Below are 20,548 nucleotides of genomic sequence, written 5' to 3' on the forward strand. Positions count from 1 at the left end.
CGGTTCGCGCCCCGGCCAGCACAGATGCCCCAGGTGGTCGTGGTGCTGCCCTCGGCGGCGGTGTACGACGAACTGCTGGAGGCCGCATGAGCGCCGACGCCAATGCATCGGGCGCTGCGGTGCCGCTAATGCTCACCGAGCTGCGCCTGCCGACCATCAAGCGGCTGTGGGCCGAGCTAGCCGCGCAGTCCAACCGCGAGTGCTGGCCGGCCGAGCGGCTGCTGCACACGCTGCTGGGCCATGAGATGGCCGAGCGCGAGACGCGGCGCCTGGCTCGGGCACGGGCCGACAGCCAACTGCCGCCGGGCAAGAGCTTGGCAGAGTTCGACTTCGCTGCGGTGCCGGCCGTCTCCAAGGCCCATGTGATGGCGCTGGCCGAGGCCGACAGCTGGATTGCCCAAGGCCACAACCTGCTGGCCTTCGGCCCGCCAGGTACGGGCAAAACGCATCTGGTGGCGGCCATCGGCCATGCACTGATCGACCGCGGGCTGAAGGTGCTGTTCGTGCGCACCAGCGAGTTGGTGCAGCGTCTTCAAGCGGCCCGGCGCGACTTGCGCCTGCCAGCCGAGTTGGCCAAGCTCGACCGCTTCGACCTGATCATCTTGGACGACCTCAGCTACGCACGTCGCGACCAGGCCGAGACCTGGGTGCTGTTCGAGCTGATCGCCGAGCGCTACGAGCGCAAGAGCCTGGCCATCACCGCCAACGCACCGTTCTCGGCATGGGACGAGGTCTTCCCGGACAAGGCCATGACAGTGGCGGCGGTGGACAGGCTGGTGCATCACTCGACCATCCTGGAGATGAACGTGGACAGCTACCGACGCCGCGGGGGGGGGGGGGGGGGGGGCCCCCCCCCCCCCCCCCGCCCCTCCAACACCATGATCAACGCCCACCCGCATCGCTCAAGATAGTTGACGCTGAACGCTCAGGGTAGTTGACGCCGGACAGGCGCGCATAAGAACTCTCAGGCGGGCACGCAGCAGAAGTACCGGCCGGACTGGCCAACAACGGACGTTGAACTAAACCGCTGACGCGGTGGTCTGCTGGCTGGGAAGCCAATGGAGTCTGACCGGCGTACCTTGACCGATGCGGGCATGTGCCCGAGCCGATCAAGGAGAGCCGTCATGGCTGCTACCACCCCGACCCAGATCAGCCCCCTTCGCCAGCGCATGCTCGACGCGCTGCAACTGCGCGGCATGGCGCCCCGCACTCAAGAGACCTACGTCGACGCCGTGTCTCGCCTGGCGCGGCACTACCACCGCAGCCCCGAACTGCTCAGCGCCGACGAGGTGCAGGCCTACCTGTTGCACTTGCTGCGCGACCGCCACCTCGCCCGCGCCAGCCTGAACCTGTACGGCTGCGCGTTCCGCTTCTTCTACCGCACCGTGCTGGCACTGGACGGCGAGGTCTTCCAGATCCCGCTGGGCCCCGCGCCGCAGGCCCTGCCCGAGGTGCTGGCCCGCGAAGAACTCGCGCGGCTGTTCGACGCGGCCTGCCACGCCAAGGCGCGCAGCTTCCTGCAACTGGCCTACGGCACCGGGCTGCGCGTCTCGGAGCTGTGCCACCTGCGCGTCGAACACATTGACAGCCATGCCGACCGCATGTGCGTCCACGTTGTGCAGGGCAAGGGCGCCAAGGACCGCCTCGTGCCGCTGAGCCCCGACACGCTGGCCGTCGCTCGCGCGTGGTGGCTCGTCGCGCGCCCTCGCTCGTGGCTGTTCGGCACGCTGCGCGATGCCGATCAACCCCTGGACATCGGCATGGCCCAGCGATGGTACCGCCGGGCCTGCGCCCACGCCCGCATCACCAAGCGCGGCGGCATCCACACCCTGCGCCACTATGTCCTGCGCCGAACTATGTCCACCCACTGACGCTGAGTGAGGCTCGCTGCGAGCTGTAAAGCCTGCAGCGCGGGACATAGCTTTTCTCCTTCCAGGCAACCATCCGGAAGGAGTTCTCATGTCCCGCACCATGGATCGCGCGCTGACGCTCGTGCGTTCAGCGCAAGGCCCGATCGCCCCGCACCTTGAGGCGTTCGCTGCCTCGCTCATTGACCAGCAGTATTCGACGTTCTGTGTGCATCACAAGGTCTACCGAGTCGCACAGTTCAGCGCATGGCTGACGCAGCGAAGTCACGGCACTGCGGCGCTTGTTGTCGACGAGACCCTGGCCGATCTCTACCTGCGCGAGGCGCTGAGCGACCGAACTCGCAGCCGAGGGATCGCTCGCTTCGAACTGCAACAGTTGCTGTGCTTCCTGCGCGAGCGTGGCCTGGTTCCAGCCCCTGTATCGGGGCCGGCCGACCCGGTAGAAGAGGCGATCCGCTGCTTTGCGGCGCATCTGCGCGAGGTCCGCGGTCTTGCCGATCGCACGATCGAGCTTTACTGCGAGTTCGCCGTGCAGTTTCTGAGGTCGCGCTTCGGTCGCGACCCCGTGGACATGCGCGCATTGCTGCCTACAGACGTGATCGAGCATGTACAGCGTCAGGCCAAGCGCATGCCGGCGCGTCGGCTCAAGCTGGTGATCACGGCGCTGCGATCGCTGCTGGGTTACGGCCAGATGTGCGGCGAGGTGTTGCCGCAGATCGTCGCCGCCGTGCCTTCCGTGGCGAGCTGGGCCACGACACCGGCGCTGCCGCGCGCGATCTCGGCCGAGCACGCTCGTCTGGCGATCGAGAGTTGCAAGCTGCACACTCCCGTAGGCCGGCGTGACCGCGCCGTGTTGCTGCTGTTGGCGCGCCTGGGGCTGCGCTCCTGCGAGGTCGCGGCGCTTCTGCTCGACGATGTGGACTGGGCCGCTGGCTGCCTGTGTGTGCGCGGCAAGGGCGGACGTGCCGGCTTGGTGCCGTTACCGCCCGACGTCGGCGAGGCGATTGCCGCGTACCTCCAAGATGGGCGACCCGCCAGCGAGGATCGGCATGTGTTCCTGCGTTCGCGTGCGCCCATACGCGCCTTCAGGAACAGCGCCGTAGCCGTGGCCTCGATCGTCAAGCACGCGTTGGAGCGTGCCGGCATCGACGCCCCACACGAGGGAGCACACCAGTTCCGCCATGCTCTGGCGGTCGGCCTGCTCAGGCAAGGTGCCTCGCTGCCCGAGATCGGCGAGTTGCTGCGCCACCGCAGTCCGCAGGTCACGACGGTCTATGCCCGTGTGGACCTCATCGCCCTGCGCGCACTGGCGCCCGCCTGGCCAGGAGGTGCACGATGAACACGCTGCGCGACGCCTTGAGCGACTACCTCGAACTACGGCGCGGCCTGGGCTTCAAGATGCACGACGCCGGCCTGCAACTGCCCAGGTTCGTGAGTTTCCTGGAGCAGTGCGGCGAGCGACGCATCACCAGCGCCCTGGCGTTGCAGTGGGCGCAGCAGTCGACTGTCGTGCAACCCGCCGAGTGGGCGCCCGGCAGGCCGATCTGCTGCCGATCGAGTACTTCCACGTGGTCTTCACGCTGCCGGCACCCATCGCGGACCTCGCGTATCAGAACAAGGCCGAGCTCTACGGCCTGCTGTTCGACATGGCCGGCGAGGTGCTTCAGGTCATAGCCGCAGATGCCAAGCATCTGGGTGCGCGCATCGGCGCCACGCTGGTGCTGCACACCTGGGGCTCGGCGCTGACGCATCACCCCCATGTGCACGGCATCGTGCCGGGCGGCGGACTGGCACCCGACGGCAAGACCTGGGTGGGCTGCCGGCCGGGCTTCTTCCTGCCCGTACGCGTGCTCTCGCGCCTGTTCCGGCGGCGCTTCCTCGAAGGGCTTGAGCAGTTGCATCGCGCGGGGCGGCTGCAGTTCTTCGGCGAGCACGCGGCGCTGCTGAACGCCAAGGCCTTCGCCGACTGGGTCGCGCCGATGCGGCGCCAGGAGTGGGTGGTCTATGCCAAGCGGCCGTTTGCCGGGTCGCAGGCCGTGCTGGCCTATCTGTCACGCTACACGCACCGGGTGGCCATCTCCAACAGCCGCCTCGTCGCCGCCGATGCGCGCGGCGTGACCTTCCGCTGGAAGGACTACCGCGACAAGGGACGCACGCGCCAGAAGACCATGACGCTGGAGCCGCAGGAGTTCATGCGGCGCTTCCTGCTGCATGTGCTGCCCGGTGGCTTCCATCGCATCCGGCACTACGGCCTGCTGGCCAACGGCAATCGGCGCGACTGCCTGGCGCAAGCGCGCACCGCGCTGCAGGCCAAGGTCGAAGTGCCCACCGGCGAGCCAGCGGTGCGAGCGCCGGCCTTCGTCTGCTGGCACTGCGGGCGGCCATTGCTCATCGTCGAGATCGTCCTGCGCGAGCGGCCATTGATCCGGGCACCACCCTCATGAGCATTGGCGCGACGACTCGGCACCAGCAAGCACCGACCCTTGTTCATCGCAAGCCGGTGCGGGGTGGACTTGTATTGTCTGTCGCCGGCCCAGGCGCAGCGACGGTGGCGAACCACGCACCACGGCACTCGGCAGGCCATCGTGCCTGCTCGGACACAGGCATCGCTTCATTCGCGGCCATCGACATGCCGTCAACTGCGCTGAGTCGGCGCGGCCGCAACGCCGAATCGCCATGGCAACGATGCCTCGACAACCGTTGCCACATGCGCCGCGGTTTCCTCCTTTGAGGTTTATCCAACACCTGCCCTCAGGTCGGCCTGGCGCATCGACCTGTCCTGCGCGTCGGGCAGGTGTCGGACAAACCTAAACCACAGCAGACCTCGGTCCAACTACGGGTCCAGGCTGATCAGAGTCGCTCACTGTCCGCATCCTGACCGACAGCTTACTCCAGCACCGGCCACTCAGCGTCACCGGCCTGATTGGCAGCTTTACCCTTGGCACCCGCCGGTCGACTTCTGAGTCCTCGCACCCGCGTGCCGCCTCGAACTTACGCCTGACCGCGCTGCCCACTGCGCAGTGGGCAGCTGGCAGCCGGCTCCCGGCCGCGGCAGGCAGGGAGGGCAGCACCAGCCCCACGGCGACGCCGCTCAGCACGAGGCCTTGCAGCCACTGCGTGAGGTAGTGCGGGTCAACGCCAGGCACGGTCAGGAACCAAACGCTGCTGCAGGCGTACAGCACCGCACCGCCCACCAGAAAACACCGGTGCCCCAGTGACGGTGGTCGCTGCATAGCGGAGCCGGCTGGATGCCGTAGGCCGTTGAAGCTCCATCATCCATCTCCTATTGCGGCAACCTGCGCGGCAGCCACAACCAGGCCACCACCCCCAACAGGAGCATCAGAACGCCGCCTGCACCCACGGCCAGATGCAGTCCTGACACAAAGGCTTCCTTGGCCTGCACCAAGGTAGCCTCCGCGATCCCTGGGTGGCCCAGGGTTTCGTTCAACGTGCCCGCCATGCCCGGGCCGGACAGCCGGAACACCAGTGCCGCTAGGGATCCAAGCAAGGTGATGCCCAAGGCGTTGCCGATTTCGTTGCTGGTTTCTGCAATCGAGCCCGCTGCCCCGGCGCGCTCACTCGGCACCGCCGACACGGCGATCTCGGCCACGAGGCTGAATGACAAGCCGTACCCCACACCCGCGATCACTGTCGAAGCCACGAACGCCATCACGCCGGCCTCGGTCGTCGTGAACAGCAGCAGGAACGCGCCCAGGCTGATCAGGAAGTGCGTGCCAACCAGGGCTGCCTTGCGACCAATGCGCTCGACGATGCGGCTCGTTCCGACGCAGGTGGCCGTGAGCACCACCGCCCCCGGCAAGGCCATCAGCGCTGCCGCGAAGACCTCATGGCCCAGCACCGATTGCAGGTAGATGCCCGACAGATAGCCTGCTGCAGACCAGACCACTAGCGACAGCAGCCCGGTCAGGATGGCGATCGAAAAAATGCGATCCTTGAACAAGCTCAGGTCCAGCAGCGGAAAGGCGATCTTCGTCTGTCGGTGCAGGAAAGCCGCCAGGGCCAGCAGGCCCGCGATCCCGGCGATGGACTGCACCGGCGTAAAGCCCTCCGCAGCCGCGCTCTTGACCGAGTAGGTGAACAGCAGAATGCCTGCGAAGGACAACAGCAGGCTCGGCGCGTCGATGCGGCCATAGGTGGTGCTACGTACTTCGCGCAGCAGCACTGGCGCGGCCAGCAGGAAGGCCAGCACCACCGGCACGTTGATCAGGAACACCACGCTCCAATCGAAGCGTTGCAGCAGCAGCCCGCCAATGATCGGCCCGATGGCAAAGCCCGCCGCGAACGTCGCTGCGAAGATGCCGATGGCCTGCGCCCGCTGCCGCGGATCGGGAAACAAGGCGCTGACGATGGCCAGCCCCGACGGTAGCAACGTGGCGCCGCCCAGCCCCATCAGCGCGCGAAAACCGATCATGCTGCCGGGTGTCGTCGAGTACGCCACGCCCAAAGACCCCAACCCGAAGATCACGGCTCCTGTCATCATCAGCTTCAACCGCCCATAGCGGTCGCCGATGTTGCCGAAAGTGATGAGCAGCGAGCCAACGACGAAGCCGTAGATGTCCAGAATCCATAGTGCCTGATCCGCCGTCGGCAAGATCGCGGAAGTGAGGCGCGGCATGGCGAGGTACAGGACGGAGCCGTCCATCGCTACCAGCAGCACCAAGGCGAGAACCGTCGAAAGCCCCAGCCATGCCTTGCTGCTGGCGGCCTGTGGAATAGAAAGCTCATCGGTGTTCATGGTCATAGTCCGGGTGCGGATGCCACCCGATTGCCTACCGAGCCGCGATCCAATATGCTGAAGTAAATTACTAATAGTAGATTACCTTTGGTATATAGAGATGTCGAGCCCCCAGAGAACCCCTGCCACCTCCAAGGATTCCCCCCGCCGCCGTCTTTCCAGGGATGGGCGGCTGCGCCAGCTTCTCGATGTGTCGTGGCAGTTGATCCGGGCCGAAGGCACCGATGCCTTGACCTTGGGGCGGCTGGCCGACGATGCGGGCGTCACCAAGCCGGTCGTCTACGACCACTTCGGCGCGCGCAATGGGCTGCTGGCGGCGCTGTACCAGGATTTCGACGTGCGCCAGACGGCCGTGATCGACGCGGCCATCGCCGCCAGCAAGCCCACGTTGAAAGACAAAGCCAGCGTCATTGCCAGCAGCTACGTCGAATGCGTGCTTACCCAGGGGCGTGAGATTCCAGGCGTATTGGCCGCACTCAGCGGTTCGCCGGAACTGGCGGCGGTCAAGCGCCAGTACCAGCAGGCGTTCATCGAGAAGTGCCAGGGCATCCTTGCGCCCTTCGCCGGTTCGCAGGGCGTGTCGCTGGCAAGCCTGTGGGCGATGCTCGGCGCGGCCGAGGCATTGTCTCAGGCGGCGGTGGCTGGAGACCTCAGCGAGGAGCAGGCGCGAGGCGAGTTGATGGAGACCATCCTCGCTATGGTCAGGCGCAGCAAGTAAGCCTATCGCGCCTTCGGAAGCTTCTCGCCTCCATGCTCCTGGAGCGCCGCCTTCAGTACCTTCTTGTAGTTGGGCTGCGCACTTTCAAGTCGTTCGCGCCCCTTCTCGGTCAGAACGGGGTCCGCCCCGATGTGAGGTCAGGTGTTTCTATGCACCAGCGTCTTCGACAGTTCGACGATGAGCGATCCGGTTGTTCTTGACGCGCCAGAAGTGGCATCGTACATTAACTGGAACGAGCGTTCCAGTTAATTGATTTGCTATGCGCACCAAAGAGTTCGAGCCTGACGAGATTGCCGATGCCGCCATGAAAGTTTTTTGGCAGCGTGGCTACGCTGCGACCTCGATTCAGGATCTGGTCGATGGCACTGGCCTGTCCCGCAGCAGCCTGTACAGCACCTTCGAAAACAAGCAAGGGCTCTATCAGCACGCTCTTCGCCGCTACCAAACCGTGACCCAGGCCAATGTGGAATTGCTGGCCAGCCCAGAGGCTTCCCCAAAGGCATTGATCCGGCAATTGCTGATGCGGATCATTGAGGATGAGTTGAGCGACCCGCTGCGGCGCGGCTGTTTGGTCGCAAATGCCACACTGGAAATGGCGGGCCAGGATGATGCCGTTGCGGAACTTGTGGCGCACAACTTCCAACATCTGAAAAAGGCATTGGAGAAGCTGATCCAGCGTGGGCAGCAATCGGGGGAACTGTCCGCCGTCAAGAGTCCACGGGCGCTGGCTCGGTTCTTCGTCAATACCATTCAGGGGCTGCGGGTACTGGGAAAAGGCAGTCCCGCGCAGCAGCGGCGTCAATGCCTGTTGGACGTGATCGACGTGGCCCTCGACACGCTGTAGCCATTTACCTGCCCGTCGTCCCGGCGCGCGTCGCAAGGGACGCCGGGTTTTTATTTGCTCTATTTTGGAATGATCGTTCCTGTAAGTTTTGACTGTCAAAGGAGTTCTCATGAGTACGAATCGAGATGTCACCATCGCCGTCCTAGGCACTGGCCTGATTGGCGCGCCTGTTGCACGCAACTTGCACAAGCAGGGATTCACCGTGCATGCCTGGAATCGCACCGCAGCCAAAGCCCAGGCGCTGGTGGCAGACGGCGTTAAGGCGTTCGGCAGCCTTGCCGAAGCGGTGCGCGGTGCTGATGTCATCGTGACCGTGCTCAATGACGGCCCCAGCGTCGAGGCGGCCATGCAGGCGGCGGCACCGGCTCTGGCCAAGGGCTCGGTCTGGGTGCAATTGAGCACGGTAGGCATTGAGGGCACCGACACCCTGGCTACGTTGGCCAAACAGCACGGACTGGTGTTTTATGACGCTCCAGTGCAGGGCACCCGCCAGCCGGCCGAGTTGGCCCAACTGATCATCTTGGCATCCGGCCCTGTCGAGCAACGCTCAGTTGTGCAGCCCGTCTTCGATGCCATCGGCAAGCGCACGGTATGGGTAACCGAGCAGATCGGCGCCAGCAGCCGCCTGAAACTCGCGCTCAACAACTGGGCTTTTGCGCTGACCCACGGACTGGCCGAGAGCCTGGCCATTGCCAAGGGGCTGGGCGTCGATCCCGCGCTGGTGGTGGATGTGGTCACTGGCGGGCCGATGGACAGCGGTTACTTCCAAGCCAAGGCTGCCGCCATTCTTGCGGAGAACTACGCCGCCAGCTTCTCCATCACAAACGCGGTGAAGGACGCCCGGCTGGTGGTCGATGCCGCCGATCAAGCCAGCGTGCAAGTGGATGCAGCGCGAGCGGGTCTTCGGCGTTTCGAGCGGGTGCTGCGAGCCGGTCACGGGGACAAGGATATGGCAGCGTCCTACCTCGCCTGAGTTGATGGGAGCGACGACAACATGAATATCAAACATCACCAAAGCGCTCCGCAAGCGCCGGTAGAAAGCACCGATAGGCTACCCCTTGGCAGGCTGCTGGCGTTCACGATGGCGGGCTTTCTTGCCATCATGACCGAGACCATGCCGGCCGGCTTGCTACCGCAGATCGGACAAGGGCTGGGTGTTTCCGAAGCCTTCGCGGGCCAACTGGTGACGCTGTATGCGCTTGGGTCGGTCCTGGCGGCCATCCCGGTCGTCGCCATCACCCGCAGTTGGAACCGCAGGCCGTTGTTAATGCTGGCAATCGGCGGCCTCTTGGTGTTCAACACCATCACAGCGTTGTCCACCCATTACGGGCTTACTTTGGTGGCGCGTTTCATTGCAGGCATGGCGGCCGGCGTGGTGTGGGGATTGCTGGCCGGCTACGCAAGGCGCCTGGTGGCTCCGCATCTACAGGGGCGCGCTTTGGCGGTGGCAGGTGTCGGCCAGCCCATTGCCTTGTCCATCGGAATTCCGCTGGGCGCGTGGCTGGGCACCTTGTTCGACTGGCGCGACGTGTTCTGGATCATGTCGGCCCTGTCGATGTTGCTCTTGGCATGGGTGCGGCTGGCGGTGCCGGATTTCGCGGGCCAATCGGCCAGGCAACGCATACCGATACAGCGCATCTTCATGATGCCTGGCGTTCGCCCGGTACTGCTGGCGCTATTCGCCTGGATACTGGCGCACAACGTCCTCTACACGTACATCGCCCCCTTCCTGGTATCGGTTGGGCTGGGTCATCGCGTCGATGCTGTGCTCCTTCTGTTCGGCGTGTCTTCCATCGTGGGGATCTGGATCACCGGGTTGCTGGTTGATCGCTGGCTGCGCGCGTTGACGCTGCTGAGCCTGGCGATATTCGCCGTAGCTGCGCTGGTGCTTGGCTTGTCCAGTGCTTCACCGTGGGGCGTCTTGCTCGGAATAGCGACATGGGGGCTGACCTTCGGCGGTGCGCCGACATTGCTGCAAACCGCGCTGGCAGATATGGCGGGCGATGGTGCCGACGTGGCGCAATCCATGCTGGTGACGATCTTCAATCTCGCCGTAGCAGGCGGCAGTGTGCTGGGTGGCGTGCTGCTTGAGCGCGTGGGCCCTCCATCCTTCCCCTGGACGATGGCGGCACTGGCGTTGGTAGGGCTGGTCGTTGTCTGGTCAGCGAATCGGTATGGCTTCCCGCCGCGTCGGCATGTCATCGCATCTTGATCGCGTGTAGCGATGAGCAGAAGCATGACAAATACCTGGCGCGATGTGACGTTGACAGCGCTCGCGCCGGCGATCTGGGGGGGGGGCAAGTTATTTGGTGACTTCGGAATGCCTGCCTGCAGATCGGCCTTTCACGGCAGCACTTTTGTGCGTGCTGCCGGCGGGCGCACTGCTGATTTTTACTACCCGACATTTGCCAGTGAAGGCCAACCGCTATTCTTGTGACACCGTAAGACTAGGAAAGACCGTAGCCACTGGCCGCCAACTCGCGGGCCAGAAAATCAACGATCAGCTGCGTACGCAGCAGGGGCTGGCGGCGCTGCGTACTGACCGCGTGCACGGTCAGTGGCGCGGGCATGCAGTCGCTTAGCAGGCTGGACAGCTCGCCGTTGGCCAGCAGATCGTCCACGATGAAGTGCGGGGTCAGCGCGATGCCCAGGCCACTGCGCAACAGCTCGCGCAGCATCACGCTGTTGTCAGCGCGCAGCTGGCCGCGCACGGCCACGTTGATAGGCCGGCCGTGCAGCATGAAGGGCCAGTCGCTGCCCGTGCTCGACAGCGCGAACACCAGCGCGTTGTGCCGTGTGAGGTCGGCCGGCCCGCGCAGCGGCGGGCTGCTGGCCAGGTAAGCCGGGGCTGCCACCAGCACGCGCGGCACGCGTCCCAGCGCCCGTGCGTGTAGGCTGCTGTCGGGCAGCTGGGTGCCGATGCGGATAGCTGCGTCAAGGCGTTCCGCCACCAGGTCCACATAGCGGTCGGTCAACTGCAGGTCGAGCTGAAGCTCCCGGTGCTCGCGCAAGAACGCGGGCAGCCTCGGCTGCAGCCAGCGCAACGCAAACGAGCTCGGTACGCTCAGGCGCAGCAGGCCGCGCACCGTCTGGCCTTGAGACTGCACACGGGCGAATGCAGCCTCGGCCTCTTCCAGCAACTGAACGCAATCCAGCAGAAAACCTTCACCTGCCGCCGTGAGCGACACCTTGCGGGTGCTGCGCTGCAGGAGCCGGACGCCCAACTGGCTTTCCAGGCCAGCGACCAGCTTGGTCACCGCGCTGCCGGTCACTTCCAACTGGCGGGCTGCGGCGGCAAAGCTGCCCAGTTCTCCAACTGCTCGAAAGGCACGCAACGATTGCAGGCTGGGATTCATCGGATTCCTTCCAGATCGGAAGCAGATTAGTTCTTCGCCTCAACTATCCATGAGTTTCGCTCTTCCAAAGAATATCCCTTCTGAGTGAAGGAACCAGGAGATTGCGATGTCGCCGCTGAAGTTGTGGGAGCGGAGCTGGCTGCTGTTGGCCACGGGCGTGGCGCTGGGGCTGTCGATGCCCTTGGGCAAGCTGGCAGGCGAGGCCGGCGTGGGGGCCTTGAGCTTCGCGCTGATGCCCGCCGGCGGTGCTGCGCTGCTGCTCACCGTGCTGGCCTGGCGCCAGTCAGGTTGGCCTGCGGACCCGGCACGCCTGCTGGGCTTTGGCGCCGTGGCTGGCCTGTTGGGCAATGCCATTCCAAACACGCTGACGGCCTGGCTTTCGCACAGCGCCGGGGCCGGATTGACCGGCTTGGCCTACACGCTGCCGCCGGTCTTCACGCTGGGCCTGATGCTGCTGTTCCGTTGGGAGCGTTGGCAGGAGTTGCGCGTGGTCGCTGTGCTGTTGGGTCTGACCGGTGCCATCTGGCTGGTGTCAGCGCGCGTGCAGGGCGGCACGCTGGCCGTTGGCTCAGCCTTGCTACTCCTCGCGGTGCCGATGGCCATTGGCGCCGGCAATGTTTTCCGTGCCCGCTACTTGCCCCCGGGGGTGTCGCCGCTGTGGATGGGCGCTGCCGCTGCCAGCGGGGCGTTCGCTTGGCTGTTGCCAGCCTGGTTGCTGGCGCCAGCCAGTTTCAGCGCAGTCACCGGGCCAGGTCTGACCTATCTCTTCTTGCAGGTGCTGATGGCGGCCATCGGTCTCACGCTCTTCTTCCAACTGCAGCTGCGCAGCGAGCCGGTGACGATGAGCTTCGTAGGCTACGTCATCGCACTGACCGCCGTGCTGAGCAGCACACTGCTGCTGGGCGAGCACTTGCCACCGCAACTCTTGCCGGCCGCGGCGTTGATCGGCAGCGGCTTCTGGTTGATTCAACGCAAGGTCCCGTCAACGAAGGCGAGTCAATGAACATCCCCGACAAACGCAGGCGCGCGAGCCCGCGGATTGAGCGCTTGAATCCATGTCGACAGCAAAGACCGTGACGGATAGCCCAGCGCCTTGATCGTGGCGGCGATGCAATGGCCGTGGTCGCGGTGATGCTCAACGGCACGCTCCTTGTGCGTCTGCGACCCAGACCGTCCAGCAGTACTGTGACGAGCATCGCGAGCGCTACCCGGGCCCGCCTTGACCAACGATGTGACGGCGTCGGATTGGGCTGCGTCTATCTGCTCCTGCGTCGGGATGATGACCTTCGGTGGCTTCGGGACCTCCGGCGGCGGCTCAGGAAGTAGCAGGGCATCAAACAGCTGTTGCCTGACGAGCTCCAGGGGCAGGTCCAGTTCCATCGAAAGCTGTTCCGCCGTCTTGCCCGCGAAGTACAGGTTGCGGGCAACGTCTCGCGGAAGCAGCAACTCGCGGGCGAAAGTGTTTGCCTGCAACTCAGCGCGCTCCCTCGCGCCATAGGCCTCGACCTTCTGGGCGCCGAAGGTGTCGGCCAGCGCTGGATGAGCTCAATCGTCGATTTCGGCGTGCTGAGTTTCTGACCGTTGATGGCAGTCTTTAGTTCAGCGCTCTGTTTGCGACTTTTAGTGGCGCTAGTCCACCGACGCTTGTTCGTTGGGCAGAAACATGGCGCGGCTGTCGTTTACGACTCTAATGGCCAGGAACACAAGCGCCGTGTTGTCACAGGCCCGCCATGTTGCGCCGCTAGGCTGGCGGCAACGCCGCTGTTGCGGCCGGGAGCCACCGTGAGCCACATCGAAGACGAACTGGTGAAGCGCATTCACCGTGACCTGCAGGACGATTTCGACGAGGAGCTGGAGCTAGAGCTGGAAGACCGCGAGCACGGTGTCATGCCGAGTGACGATGCCTCCGCCGAACGCAAGCGTTACTTCCGCGAGCTGTTCCGGCTGCAGAGCGAGCTGGTCAAGCTGCAGGACTGGGTGCAGCACACCGGCCACAAGGTGGTCATCCTGTTCGAGGGCCGCGACGCGGCGGGCAAGGGCGGCGTCATCAAGCGCATCACGCAGCGCCTCAACCCGCGCGTGTGCCGCGTGGCCGCGCTGCCGGCGCCGAACGACCGTGAGCGCACGCAGTGGTACTTCCAGCGCTATGTGTCGCACCTGCCGGCGGCGGGTGAGATCGTGCTGTTCGACCGCAGTTGGTACAACCGCGCCGGCGTCGAGCGCGTGATGGGCTTTTGCACCGACGAGCAGTACGAGGAGTTCTTCCGCTCCGCGCCCGAGTTCGAGCGCATGCTGCAGCGCTCGGGCATCCAGCTCATCAAGTACTGGTTCTCGATCAGCGACGACGAGCAGCGCGTGCGCTTCCTGGGCCGCATCCATGACCCGCTGAAGCAGTGGAAGTTGAGCCCCATGGACCTGGAATCGCGCCGCCGCTGGGAGGAATACACCCGGGCCAAGGAGGTGATGCTGGAGCGCACCCACACGCCCGAGTCGCCGTGGTGGGTCGTCAAGGCCGACGACAAGAAGCGGGCGCGGCTCAACTGCATCCACCACCTGCTCAGCCAGATGCCCTACCAGGAAGTGCCGCACGCCGACATCGAGCTGCCGGCGCGCGAGCGGCGCGAGGACTACACGCGCAACCCGGTGCCGGACGACATCATGGTGCCCGAGATCTATTGATCTCCACTTAGCATCCGGCCATGAAGTGGCCACCTCTTTCGCTGTTCGTCGTCGTGGGTTTGACCGCGCTCGCCTCCTGGGCATGGCGCAGCCATGTCGCGGCCGAGGACGGCCAGTTGCTGGCGCAGCGCGCGAAGCCCGGCGACATCCGCATGATCTCGTCCGAGACCTGCGGCTGGTGCACGGTGGCACGGCGCTGGATGACGCAGCAGCGCGTGCCGTTCACCGAGTGCTTCATCGAGCGTGATGCGCAATGCTTGGCCGACTACCAGGCGCTGGGCGGCCGGGGCACGCCGACGCTGGTCGTGCGCGGGCAGACCGTGACCGGTTTCGACCGGGCACGCATCATCGGAATCCTGGAACAGGCCGAGCCGAATCGGCAACGCTGACTCAGCAGCGCTGGCGATTCGGCTCGGCGACGGTTTGAGAAGGCGTCATTCGCATGGAGCGCCTGTCTCAGATGCGCTTCGTGCCCGTCTTGGCGGCGGCCAGCGTGCTGTGGCGCAGCAGCGTGGCTTCGCTGTAGCCGACCACGGTCACGCGCGGCAGCTGGGCGACTTCACGGACGGCGTAGCCGGTCACGACGACGCGGGGCAGCTGCACGACTTGCTGGGTGGACTTGCCGGTGATGACGACGCGTTCCAGCTTGACGGTGGCCTGCGGTGCGGCATGGGCGGCAACGGTAAAGGTCAGGCCGGCGACAGCGGCGAGGACGGCAGTGAAGAGGGTGTCTTGCAGGTTCATGGTGGACTCCGTTTGCTGGGTTTCGAACCGCGTGATTGCTTGTTCGATGGAGTCAGTTTCGTCATCACGGCCACTCGCTGCCAGGCGCCTGCGATCAATCGCGGGTCGCGGCGGATGAACTGCAAATCAGGTGGACAAACTGCGGCCGTGACGCTGCCCCTCGCCCAGTCTTGCCCCGCTGAACGCGGACCAGCCTGGTCGGTCCCCCTGGGGGACGAAGCTGTTTGCGGCGTTGAGCCGCAAACAGCTTCAAGCGGGCCGGCTTGGGGCGGCCCGGCGCTCGGCCCGAATACCTGTCAGTCCAGTTGCAAGCCCAGCCGCGCCAGCTCGCCGCGCCCCTGCCGCACCAGCACGGGCTCGTCGCCCTGGCTCAAGTCCAGCACCGTCGTGGGCTGGGCCGGGCAGGCGCCGGCGTCCAGCACGAACTGCAGCTGGCGGTCCAGGCGCTGGCTGACATCGGCCGCGTCGTTCATCGGCTCGGTCTCGCCGGGCGGGATCAGCGTCGTCGACAGCAGCGGCTCGCCGAAGAGCGCCAGCAGGTCCTGCGTGACGCGGTGGTCGGGCACGCGCAGGCCGATGGTGCGGCGGCTGGGGTGGGACAGGCGGCGGGGAACTTCCTTGGTCGCCGGCAAGATGAAGGTGTAGGCGCCAGGCGTGGCGAGCTTGAGCAGGCGGTACTGGCGGTTGTCCACCATCGCGTAGGTGGCCAGCTCGGACAGGTCGCGGCACAGCAGCGTCAGGTGGTGCTTGTCGTCCACACCGCGCACGCGGCGCAGCGCCTCGACGGCGGCCTTGTCGTCCAGATGGCAGACCAGCGCGTAGCTGGAGTCCGTCGGGATCGCGCCCACGCCACCGGCCTGCAGCATCTGCGCCACCTGGCGCAGGAAGCGCGGCTGCGGGTTGTCGGGATGGACTTCGAAGAGCTGGGCCATCAGTGCTGAATCCTCGCCTCAAGCTCGGCCCACACCGGCGTCAGCTGAGCCGCCAGCGGCGGCAGCGCGCCCAGGTCGATGCGGCTCTCGTCGGGGGAATGGAAGTCCGAGCCGCGCGAGGCCAGCAGGCCGAACTCCAGCGCCGTGTCGGCGTACTTCACGAACTCGTGCGGCGCATGGCTGCCGGTGACGACCTCGATGCCGCGCCCGCCATGGCCGATGAACTCGGTGATCAGCGCGTACTCCTCGGTCGGCGTGAAGTCGTAGCGGCCCGGGTGGGCGATGACGGCGACGCCGCCGGCCCGCGTGATCCAGCCGACCGCGTCCTTCAGCGCCGCCCACTTGTGCGCGACGAAGCCGGGCTTGCCCTCGGTCAGGAAGCGGCGGAAGACCTCGGAGATGTCGCCGCAATGGCCTGCGTCCACCAGGAAGCGGGCGAAGTGCGTGCGCGAGATCAGGTCGGGGTTGCCGACGTACTTCAGTGCGCCCTCGAAGGCGCCGTGGATGCCCACCTGGGCCAGGCCGGCGGCCATCTCGCGGGCACGCGCCTCGCGGCCGCCACGCGTGGCGCGCAGGCCGGCGACGATCTCGGGCGCCTCATGGTCGAAGCCCAGGCCGACGATGTGCACCACGCGGCCGGCGAAGGTCACCGAGATTTCGGTGCCGGTCAGATAGGCCAGGCCGCTCGCCTTGGCCGCCGCGATGGCGCGGGCCTGGCCGCCGATCTCGTCGTGGTCGGTCAGCGACCACAGCTGAACGCCGCGCGCCGCCGCGCGCTCGGCCAGCGCCTCGGGCGTCAGCGTGCCGTCCGAAATGACGGAATGGCAGTGCAGGTCGGCGTTGAGCGTGGGGTCGAGGTTCACGCCGCGATTGTGTCAGCCGCCGTCACAGACGAAAGGCCTTGACGGTTTCGTCCATACCCTGGGCCTGGGCTCTGAGGCTTTCTGCCGACGCGGCGGCCTGCTCGACCAGCGCCGCGTTCTGCTGCGTCATCGCGTCGATCTCGCGCACCGCGTCGCCCACCTCGGTGGTCTGCTGGGCTTCGCCGCGGGTCTGCTCGGCCATCGCATGGATGAGGCCGCTCATGTCGCCGACCTTGCCCAGGATGGCCTGCACTGACGCGCCGGCTGCCTTGGCCTGGGCACTGCCGGCCTCGACCCGCTCCACCGACTGGGCGATCAGCGTCTTGATCTCCTTGGCGGCCGTGGCGCTGCGCTGGGCCAGGCTGCGCACCTCGGCGGCGACGACCGCAAAGCCGCGGCCCTGATCGCCGGCCCGCGCCGCTTCGACGGCGGCATTCAGCGCCAGGATGTTGGTCTGGAAGGCGATGCCGTCGATCAGGCCGGTGATGTCGGCGATGCGCTGGCTGGCGGCGTGGATGCCGCTCATCGTGCCGGCCATCGCGTCGACCACGCGGCCGCCGTCCGCCGCGACGGCGGCGGCGGAACCGGCCAGGGCCTCGGCGTCCCGGGCCGCCTGGCTGCTGTGCCGGACCGCAGCGGTCAGGGACTGCACGTGGGACGCGGTCTGCTCTAGCCGGGCTGCGGCCTGCTCGGTGCGCTGCGCCAGGTCCTGGTTGCCGACGGCGATCTCGCCGGCCGCCGTGCGGATGCCGCCGGCGTCGTGGTGGATGCGCTCGACCAGCGCGCGCAGGCGCTGCTGCATGTCGGCCAGCGCCGCCAGCACCCGGCCCAGTTCGTCCTGTCGGCCCTGGGGCACGGGCTGGGAGAGGTCGCCGGCGGCGATGCGCTCGGTCACCGCCACCATCTGCCCCACGGGGACCAGCAGCTGGCGGATGGCGCGCACCATCAGCCGCAGCATCAATGCCAGGGCCAGCGGCAGCAGCACCAGCAGCGCGTTGCGGCGCAGCGCGGCACGCTCGGCGCGGGCGGCCAGGCTGGCGTCCAGCGCCTCCATGACCTGGCCGCTGAGGCGGGCCTGCAGCGCACCGGCCTCGGCGAGGCGGGCGGCGAGCTGGTCCAGCGGGTAGTTCACGTCACGGGCGGCGGCGGCCAGCGTGGTGTCCACCTGCTGGCGCTGAGCCCGGGCGCTGAGCAGCAGCGGCTGCAGCCGGTGGTTGAGGGCACTGTCGTCGGCCTCCAGCGCCAGCCGCAGGCGCAGCTGCATCTGCGCGGCATGCTCGCCGTAGCGGCTGTGCACGGCGGACAGGCGGGCCAGGTCGTCCACGGCGGCGGCGCGCGCCAGCGCGGCCAGCTCCGAGAGCGCGTCCTGCACGCGTGGCGCGGACTGCAGGCCGGCCTCAATGGCGAAGTGGGAGGCCGCGTCCGGGTCCAGCAGCAGGCCGCTGCCGGCGTTCAGCTCGGCGATGGCCGTGAAGGCCGCGTCGGCCAGCGCAGCCTGCGCCGTCAGCAGGCTTGGCACGTCCAGCGGCCCTTGGTTGATGGCCTGCTGCAGCTCGGCATGGCGGCTGCGCAGCGCGGCGACCTGCTCGCGCTGGCGGGCGGCCAGGTGCTCGGGCAGGCCCGTGGCGAGCGTGGCCTCCAGCGACTTCAGCGCGGCTTGCACGGCCTCGGCTGCGGCGACGGCCTGCGGCTTCGCATCCGGCCGGGTGGACAAGGCCTCCGCGGCCAGGCCGCGCTGCGCCTGCAGGCTTGCCAGCAGCGCCTGCCAGGCGCGGTTGGCGGGCAGGGCCTGGTGCTGCTGGTCGGCGGTGGCCAGCTGTTCGGCATAGCCGCGCAGCAGCAGTGCGCAGGGCAGGGCGCCCAGCAGCAGCGACAGGCAGGCGATGAAGATGAGCCGCGTGCGCAGGCTCCAATGGGCGGTCAACAGCTTCATGACGGCGGGCTGTGTTCAGGCCGCGCGCAGCGTGCGCTGCGGCGTGCGGCGGTCGACGAAGTAGCGGCTGCCGCCGGCGCGGCCCTTGACGACGCGCTTGGGCTCGGCCAGCGCGGCGCTGAGCGCCCGCGCGCTGTCGAAGCTGCCCGGCAGGTGCAGCACGGCGCCGGCCGAGAAGGTGGGCAGCGGGTGGAAGCTGGGCTGGTTCTGGCGGTTCAGCGTCACATAGCCGCCGGCGGCCAGGTGTTCGGCCGAGAAGAAGCTGCGCACGCCGGCATCGAAGGCCTCGCAGATGCGCGTCAGCCGCGCCTCCCAGTCGGCGCTGCCCAGCACCATGACGAAGTCGTCGCCGCCGACATGGCCGACGAAGTCCAGCTGCGGGTCGGCGGCCTGGGTCAGCGCGCGGGCGGCCAGGCGGATGATGTCGTCGCCGACGCGGTAGCCGTAGACGTCGTTGAAGGGCTTGAAGTTGTCGATGTCCCAGACCACGGCGGCAAAGCTCTCGCCGGCCTCGATGAGGCGGTCCAGGTGGTTGTCGATGGGCACGTTGCCGGGCAGCAGCGTCAGCGGGTTGGCGTAGCGGGCGGCGTGCACCTGCAGGTCGGACACGGCCTTGAGCAGGTCGGAGCTGCGGCCCGAGCCGAAGTAGGCGCCGTCGCGCGTGACGATGAAGCCGTCCATCAGCAGGCGCTCGTCGAGGTTGGCCAGCGCGTCGCTCATCGCGCGCAGCGGCGTGGCGACATCGAACACCAGCGGGTGCGGGTCCATGACCTCCACGCAGCTGCGCTTGTCGAAGATGTCCATGAAGTAGCGCTCGGTGCTGCGCTTGAGCACGTGCAGCGAGCGCAGCACGCCGATGGGGCGCTGCTGCGCGTCCAGCACGGGGATGGCGAGCAGCTGTTCGTCGCTGTGGAACAGGTCCACCACGCTGCGGCAGTTGGCGGCGGCCGTGACGGTGAGGCCGCGGCGCGCCAGCTGCGCGGCGCTGGTGATGGCGCCCTGGGCCAGCGGCAGCGCCAGGTCGTTCTGCAGCAGGCGCGGCTGGGCGTCGGCGGCCAGGCGCCCGCTCCACTGCGCGCTCAAGGACGCACGCGGCGTGGCACTGGGCCGCGCGAACAGATAGCCCTGGCAGATGGACAGCCCCAGGCGGCGTAGCACGTCCAGGTCGGGTTCCTGTTCCAGCCCCTCGGCGACCACCTCGCAGCCGCTGCTGAGAGCCATCTCGACGATGGAGCGCACGAATTGCTGCTTCAGCGGTTCCTGGGCGATGCCGTCGATAAAGTGACGGTCGATCTTGACGAAGTCCGGCCGCATCTGCATCCAGCGGCGCAGGCTGGCGAAGCCCTCGCCGAGGTCGTCGAGTGCGACGCGAAAGCCACGCTCGCGCAGCGCCTGCAGCGCGTCGTCCAGCCGGGCCAGGTCCTCGATGGGGCGGGTCTCGGTCAGCTCGATGACGACGCGTGACGTGGGCAGTCCCAGCTCGTTCAGTTCTTCGGCCAGCAGGCCGGCATGCTCGCGTGCGCTCAGCAGCGTGTCGGCCGTGACGTTCAGGAACAGCTGGCCCGGCAGGCCCAAGCCCTTGAAGCGCTGGATGGCCCGGCGCACGACCAGGTGTTCCAGCTCGACGAGGCGGCCCAGGCGCGCGGCGGCCTCGAACAGCACGAGCGGCGAATGCAGCGGGCCGTCGGCCGGGCCGCGGGTCAGCGCCTCGAAGCCATAGACCTCGGCGCGGTCAATGGCGATGAGAGGTTGGAAGTGGATGTCGAAGCTGCGTTGCTCGATGAGGCGGTCGAGCGCGTGGGCGAGGGGGTCGGGCGCGTGGTCGCGCATGGAGGGCTCCGGGGTCCGCCGCGCC

Annotated in this window: 18 protein-coding genes and 2 pseudogenes; 12 read left to right on the forward strand and 8 right to left on the reverse strand. The window is 67.1% G+C overall.

Annotated features, from left to right (window positions below; genetic code table 11):
• Window positions 1-86 precede the first annotated feature (86 nt).
• The 4 genes and pseudogenes from istB to ACG00Y_RS24315 all read left to right on the forward strand — a co-directional run.
• On the forward strand, window positions 87-911 hold the full coding sequence (gene istB / locus ACG00Y_RS24300) for an IS21-like element helper ATPase IstB (RefSeq protein WP_394483440.1): 825 nt from the start codon (window positions 87-89) through the stop codon (window positions 909-911).
• Window positions 912-1,124: 213 nt separating this feature from the next.
• On the forward strand, window positions 1,125-1,871 hold the full coding sequence (locus tag ACG00Y_RS24305) for a site-specific integrase (RefSeq protein ID WP_394483442.1): 747 nt from the start codon (window positions 1,125-1,127) through the stop codon (window positions 1,869-1,871).
• Between the two features lie 88 nt (window positions 1,872-1,959).
• Window positions 1,960-3,207, forward strand: coding sequence for a tyrosine-type recombinase/integrase (locus tag ACG00Y_RS24310; protein ID WP_394483444.1), 1,248 nt, complete (start codon window positions 1,960-1,962; stop codon window positions 3,205-3,207).
• A gap of 172 nt (window positions 3,208-3,379) precedes the next feature.
• Window positions 3,380-4,312 (forward strand): annotated as a pseudogene (locus tag ACG00Y_RS24315) (IS91 family transposase); the annotation flags it as partial.
• Between the two features lie 839 nt (window positions 4,313-5,151).
• Here the strand turns inward: ACG00Y_RS24315 and ACG00Y_RS24320 are convergent.
• Window positions 5,152-6,624, reverse strand: coding sequence for an MFS transporter (locus ACG00Y_RS24320; protein ID WP_394483446.1), 1,473 nt, complete (start codon window positions 6,622-6,624; stop codon window positions 5,152-5,154).
• A gap of 100 nt (window positions 6,625-6,724) precedes the next feature.
• On the opposite strand from ACG00Y_RS24320, the gene ACG00Y_RS24325 reads away from it, so the two are divergent.
• The 5 genes and pseudogenes from ACG00Y_RS24325 to ACG00Y_RS24345 all read left to right on the forward strand — a co-directional run.
• Window positions 6,725-7,342 carry a TetR/AcrR family transcriptional regulator gene (locus tag ACG00Y_RS24325; RefSeq protein ID WP_394483448.1) on the forward strand — a complete coding sequence of 206 codons (618 nt, stop codon included), beginning with the start codon at window positions 6,725-6,727 and terminating at the stop codon, window positions 7,340-7,342.
• Between the two features lie 259 nt (window positions 7,343-7,601).
• Window positions 7,602-8,186: a TetR/AcrR family transcriptional regulator gene (locus tag ACG00Y_RS24330; RefSeq protein ID WP_394483450.1), complete on the forward strand. Its 585-nt coding sequence runs from the start codon at window positions 7,602-7,604 to the stop codon at window positions 8,184-8,186.
• 109 nt (window positions 8,187-8,295) lie between these two features.
• Window positions 8,296-9,159, forward strand: a complete 864-nt coding sequence (locus ACG00Y_RS24335; protein ID WP_394483452.1) for an NAD(P)-dependent oxidoreductase — start codon at window positions 8,296-8,298, stop codon at window positions 9,157-9,159.
• A gap of 21 nt (window positions 9,160-9,180) precedes the next feature.
• Entirely contained in the window at window positions 9,181-10,398 is a 1,218-nt protein-coding gene (locus tag ACG00Y_RS24340) for an MFS transporter (RefSeq protein ID WP_394483454.1), read from the forward strand.
• A gap of 12 nt (window positions 10,399-10,410) precedes the next feature.
• A pseudogene (locus ACG00Y_RS24345) lies at window positions 10,411-10,597 on the forward strand (EamA family transporter); the annotation flags it as partial.
• Between the two features lie 36 nt (window positions 10,598-10,633).
• Here the strand turns inward: ACG00Y_RS24345 and ACG00Y_RS24350 are convergent.
• The gene (locus ACG00Y_RS24350) at window positions 10,634-11,542 is read right to left on the reverse strand and encodes a LysR family transcriptional regulator (protein WP_394483457.1); all 909 of its coding nucleotides are present in this window, start codon (window positions 11,540-11,542) and stop codon (window positions 10,634-10,636) included.
• A gap of 106 nt (window positions 11,543-11,648) precedes the next feature.
• On the opposite strand from ACG00Y_RS24350, the gene ACG00Y_RS24355 reads away from it, so the two are divergent.
• Entirely contained in the window at window positions 11,649-12,545 is an 897-nt protein-coding gene (locus ACG00Y_RS24355) for a DMT family transporter (RefSeq protein WP_394483459.1), read from the forward strand.
• On the opposite strand, the gene ACG00Y_RS24360 is transcribed toward ACG00Y_RS24355, so the two are convergent.
• Window positions 12,539-13,015 (reverse strand): ImmA/IrrE family metallo-endopeptidase, encoded by a 477-nt coding sequence (locus tag ACG00Y_RS24360; protein WP_394483461.1) that lies wholly within the window; start codon window positions 13,013-13,015, stop codon window positions 12,539-12,541. The genes ACG00Y_RS24355 and ACG00Y_RS24360 overlap by 7 nt on opposite strands.
• Before the next feature lie 309 nt (window positions 13,016-13,324).
• On the opposite strand from ACG00Y_RS24360, the gene ppk2 reads away from it, so the two are divergent.
• Together ppk2 and ACG00Y_RS24370 are read left to right on the forward strand one after the other, a co-directional pair.
• The gene (ppk2, locus tag ACG00Y_RS24365) at window positions 13,325-14,221 is read left to right on the forward strand and encodes a polyphosphate kinase 2 (protein ID WP_394483463.1); all 897 of its coding nucleotides are present in this window, start codon (window positions 13,325-13,327) and stop codon (window positions 14,219-14,221) included.
• A gap of 20 nt (window positions 14,222-14,241) precedes the next feature.
• The gene (locus tag ACG00Y_RS24370) at window positions 14,242-14,610 is read left to right on the forward strand and encodes a glutaredoxin family protein (RefSeq protein WP_394483465.1); all 369 of its coding nucleotides are present in this window, start codon (window positions 14,242-14,244) and stop codon (window positions 14,608-14,610) included.
• A 67-nt stretch (window positions 14,611-14,677) separates the two neighbouring features.
• Here the strand turns inward: ACG00Y_RS24370 and ACG00Y_RS24375 are convergent, their stop codons facing one another.
• From ACG00Y_RS24375 to ACG00Y_RS24395, 5 genes are all read right to left on the reverse strand, one after another.
• Window positions 14,678-14,965 carry a hypothetical protein gene (locus ACG00Y_RS24375; RefSeq protein WP_394483467.1) on the reverse strand — a complete coding sequence of 96 codons (288 nt, stop codon included), beginning with the start codon at window positions 14,963-14,965 and terminating at the stop codon, window positions 14,678-14,680.
• A gap of 296 nt (window positions 14,966-15,261) precedes the next feature.
• Window positions 15,262-15,897, reverse strand: coding sequence for an L-threonylcarbamoyladenylate synthase (locus ACG00Y_RS24380; protein WP_394483469.1), 636 nt, complete (start codon window positions 15,895-15,897; stop codon window positions 15,262-15,264).
• Complete coding sequence (locus ACG00Y_RS24385) at window positions 15,897-16,760, reverse strand: 3',5'-nucleoside bisphosphate phosphatase (protein WP_394483471.1); 864 nt, start codon at window positions 16,758-16,760, stop codon at window positions 15,897-15,899. Before ACG00Y_RS24385 ends, ACG00Y_RS24380 begins: the two co-directional genes overlap by 1 nt.
• 22 nt (window positions 16,761-16,782) lie before the next feature.
• Window positions 16,783-18,693 (reverse strand): methyl-accepting chemotaxis protein, encoded by a 1,911-nt coding sequence (locus ACG00Y_RS24390; protein ID WP_394483473.1) that lies wholly within the window; start codon window positions 18,691-18,693, stop codon window positions 16,783-16,785.
• Window positions 18,694-18,708: 15 nt separating this feature from the next.
• Window positions 18,709-20,523, reverse strand: a complete 1,815-nt coding sequence (locus ACG00Y_RS24395) for a bifunctional diguanylate cyclase/phosphodiesterase (RefSeq protein WP_394483475.1) — start codon at window positions 20,521-20,523, stop codon at window positions 18,709-18,711.
• Between the last annotated feature and the right edge of the window lie 25 nt (window positions 20,524-20,548).

Origin of the sequence: Pelomonas parva, from assembly GCF_043555835.1 — a bacterium.
Lineage (GTDB): Bacteria > Pseudomonadota > Gammaproteobacteria > Burkholderiales > Burkholderiaceae_C > Pelomonas > Pelomonas parva.

Bases quoted from the DNA above. Each gene is read 5' to 3' on its own strand.
- ACG00Y_RS24330 (WP_394483450.1), top strand. From the start codon at position 7,602: ATGCGCACCAAAGAGTTCGAGCCTGACGAGATTGCCGATGCCGCCATG.
- ACG00Y_RS24380 (WP_394483469.1), bottom strand. From the start codon at position 15,897: ATGGCCCAGCTCTTCGAAGTCCATCCCGACAACCCGCAGCCGCGCTTC.
- ACG00Y_RS24355 (WP_394483459.1), top strand. From the start codon at position 11,649: ATGTCGCCGCTGAAGTTGTGGGAGCGGAGCTGGCTGCTGTTGGCCACG.
- ACG00Y_RS24325 (WP_394483448.1), top strand. From the start codon at position 6,725: ATGTCGAGCCCCCAGAGAACCCCTGCCACCTCCAAGGATTCCCCCCGC.
- ACG00Y_RS24310 (WP_394483444.1), top strand. From the start codon at position 1,960: ATGTCCCGCACCATGGATCGCGCGCTGACGCTCGTGCGTTCAGCGCAA.
- ACG00Y_RS24370 (WP_394483465.1), top strand. From the start codon at position 14,242: ATGAAGTGGCCACCTCTTTCGCTGTTCGTCGTCGTGGGTTTGACCGCG.
- ACG00Y_RS24305 (WP_394483442.1), top strand. From the start codon at position 1,125: ATGGCTGCTACCACCCCGACCCAGATCAGCCCCCTTCGCCAGCGCATG.
- ACG00Y_RS24350 (WP_394483457.1), bottom strand. From the start codon at position 11,542: ATGAATCCCAGCCTGCAATCGTTGCGTGCCTTTCGAGCAGTTGGAGAA.
- ACG00Y_RS24395 (WP_394483475.1), bottom strand. From the start codon at position 20,523: ATGCGCGACCACGCGCCCGACCCCCTCGCCCACGCGCTCGACCGCCTC.
- ACG00Y_RS24335 (WP_394483452.1), top strand. From the start codon at position 8,296: ATGAGTACGAATCGAGATGTCACCATCGCCGTCCTAGGCACTGGCCTG.
- ACG00Y_RS24340 (WP_394483454.1), top strand. From the start codon at position 9,181: ATGAATATCAAACATCACCAAAGCGCTCCGCAAGCGCCGGTAGAAAGC.
- ACG00Y_RS24390 (WP_394483473.1), bottom strand. From the start codon at position 18,693: ATGAAGCTGTTGACCGCCCATTGGAGCCTGCGCACGCGGCTCATCTTC.
- ACG00Y_RS24320 (WP_394483446.1), bottom strand. From the start codon at position 6,624: ATGAACACCGATGAGCTTTCTATTCCACAGGCCGCCAGCAGCAAGGCA.
- ACG00Y_RS24375 (WP_394483467.1), bottom strand. From the start codon at position 14,965: ATGAACCTGCAAGACACCCTCTTCACTGCCGTCCTCGCCGCTGTCGCC.
- istB (WP_394483440.1), top strand. From the start codon at position 87: ATGAGCGCCGACGCCAATGCATCGGGCGCTGCGGTGCCGCTAATGCTC.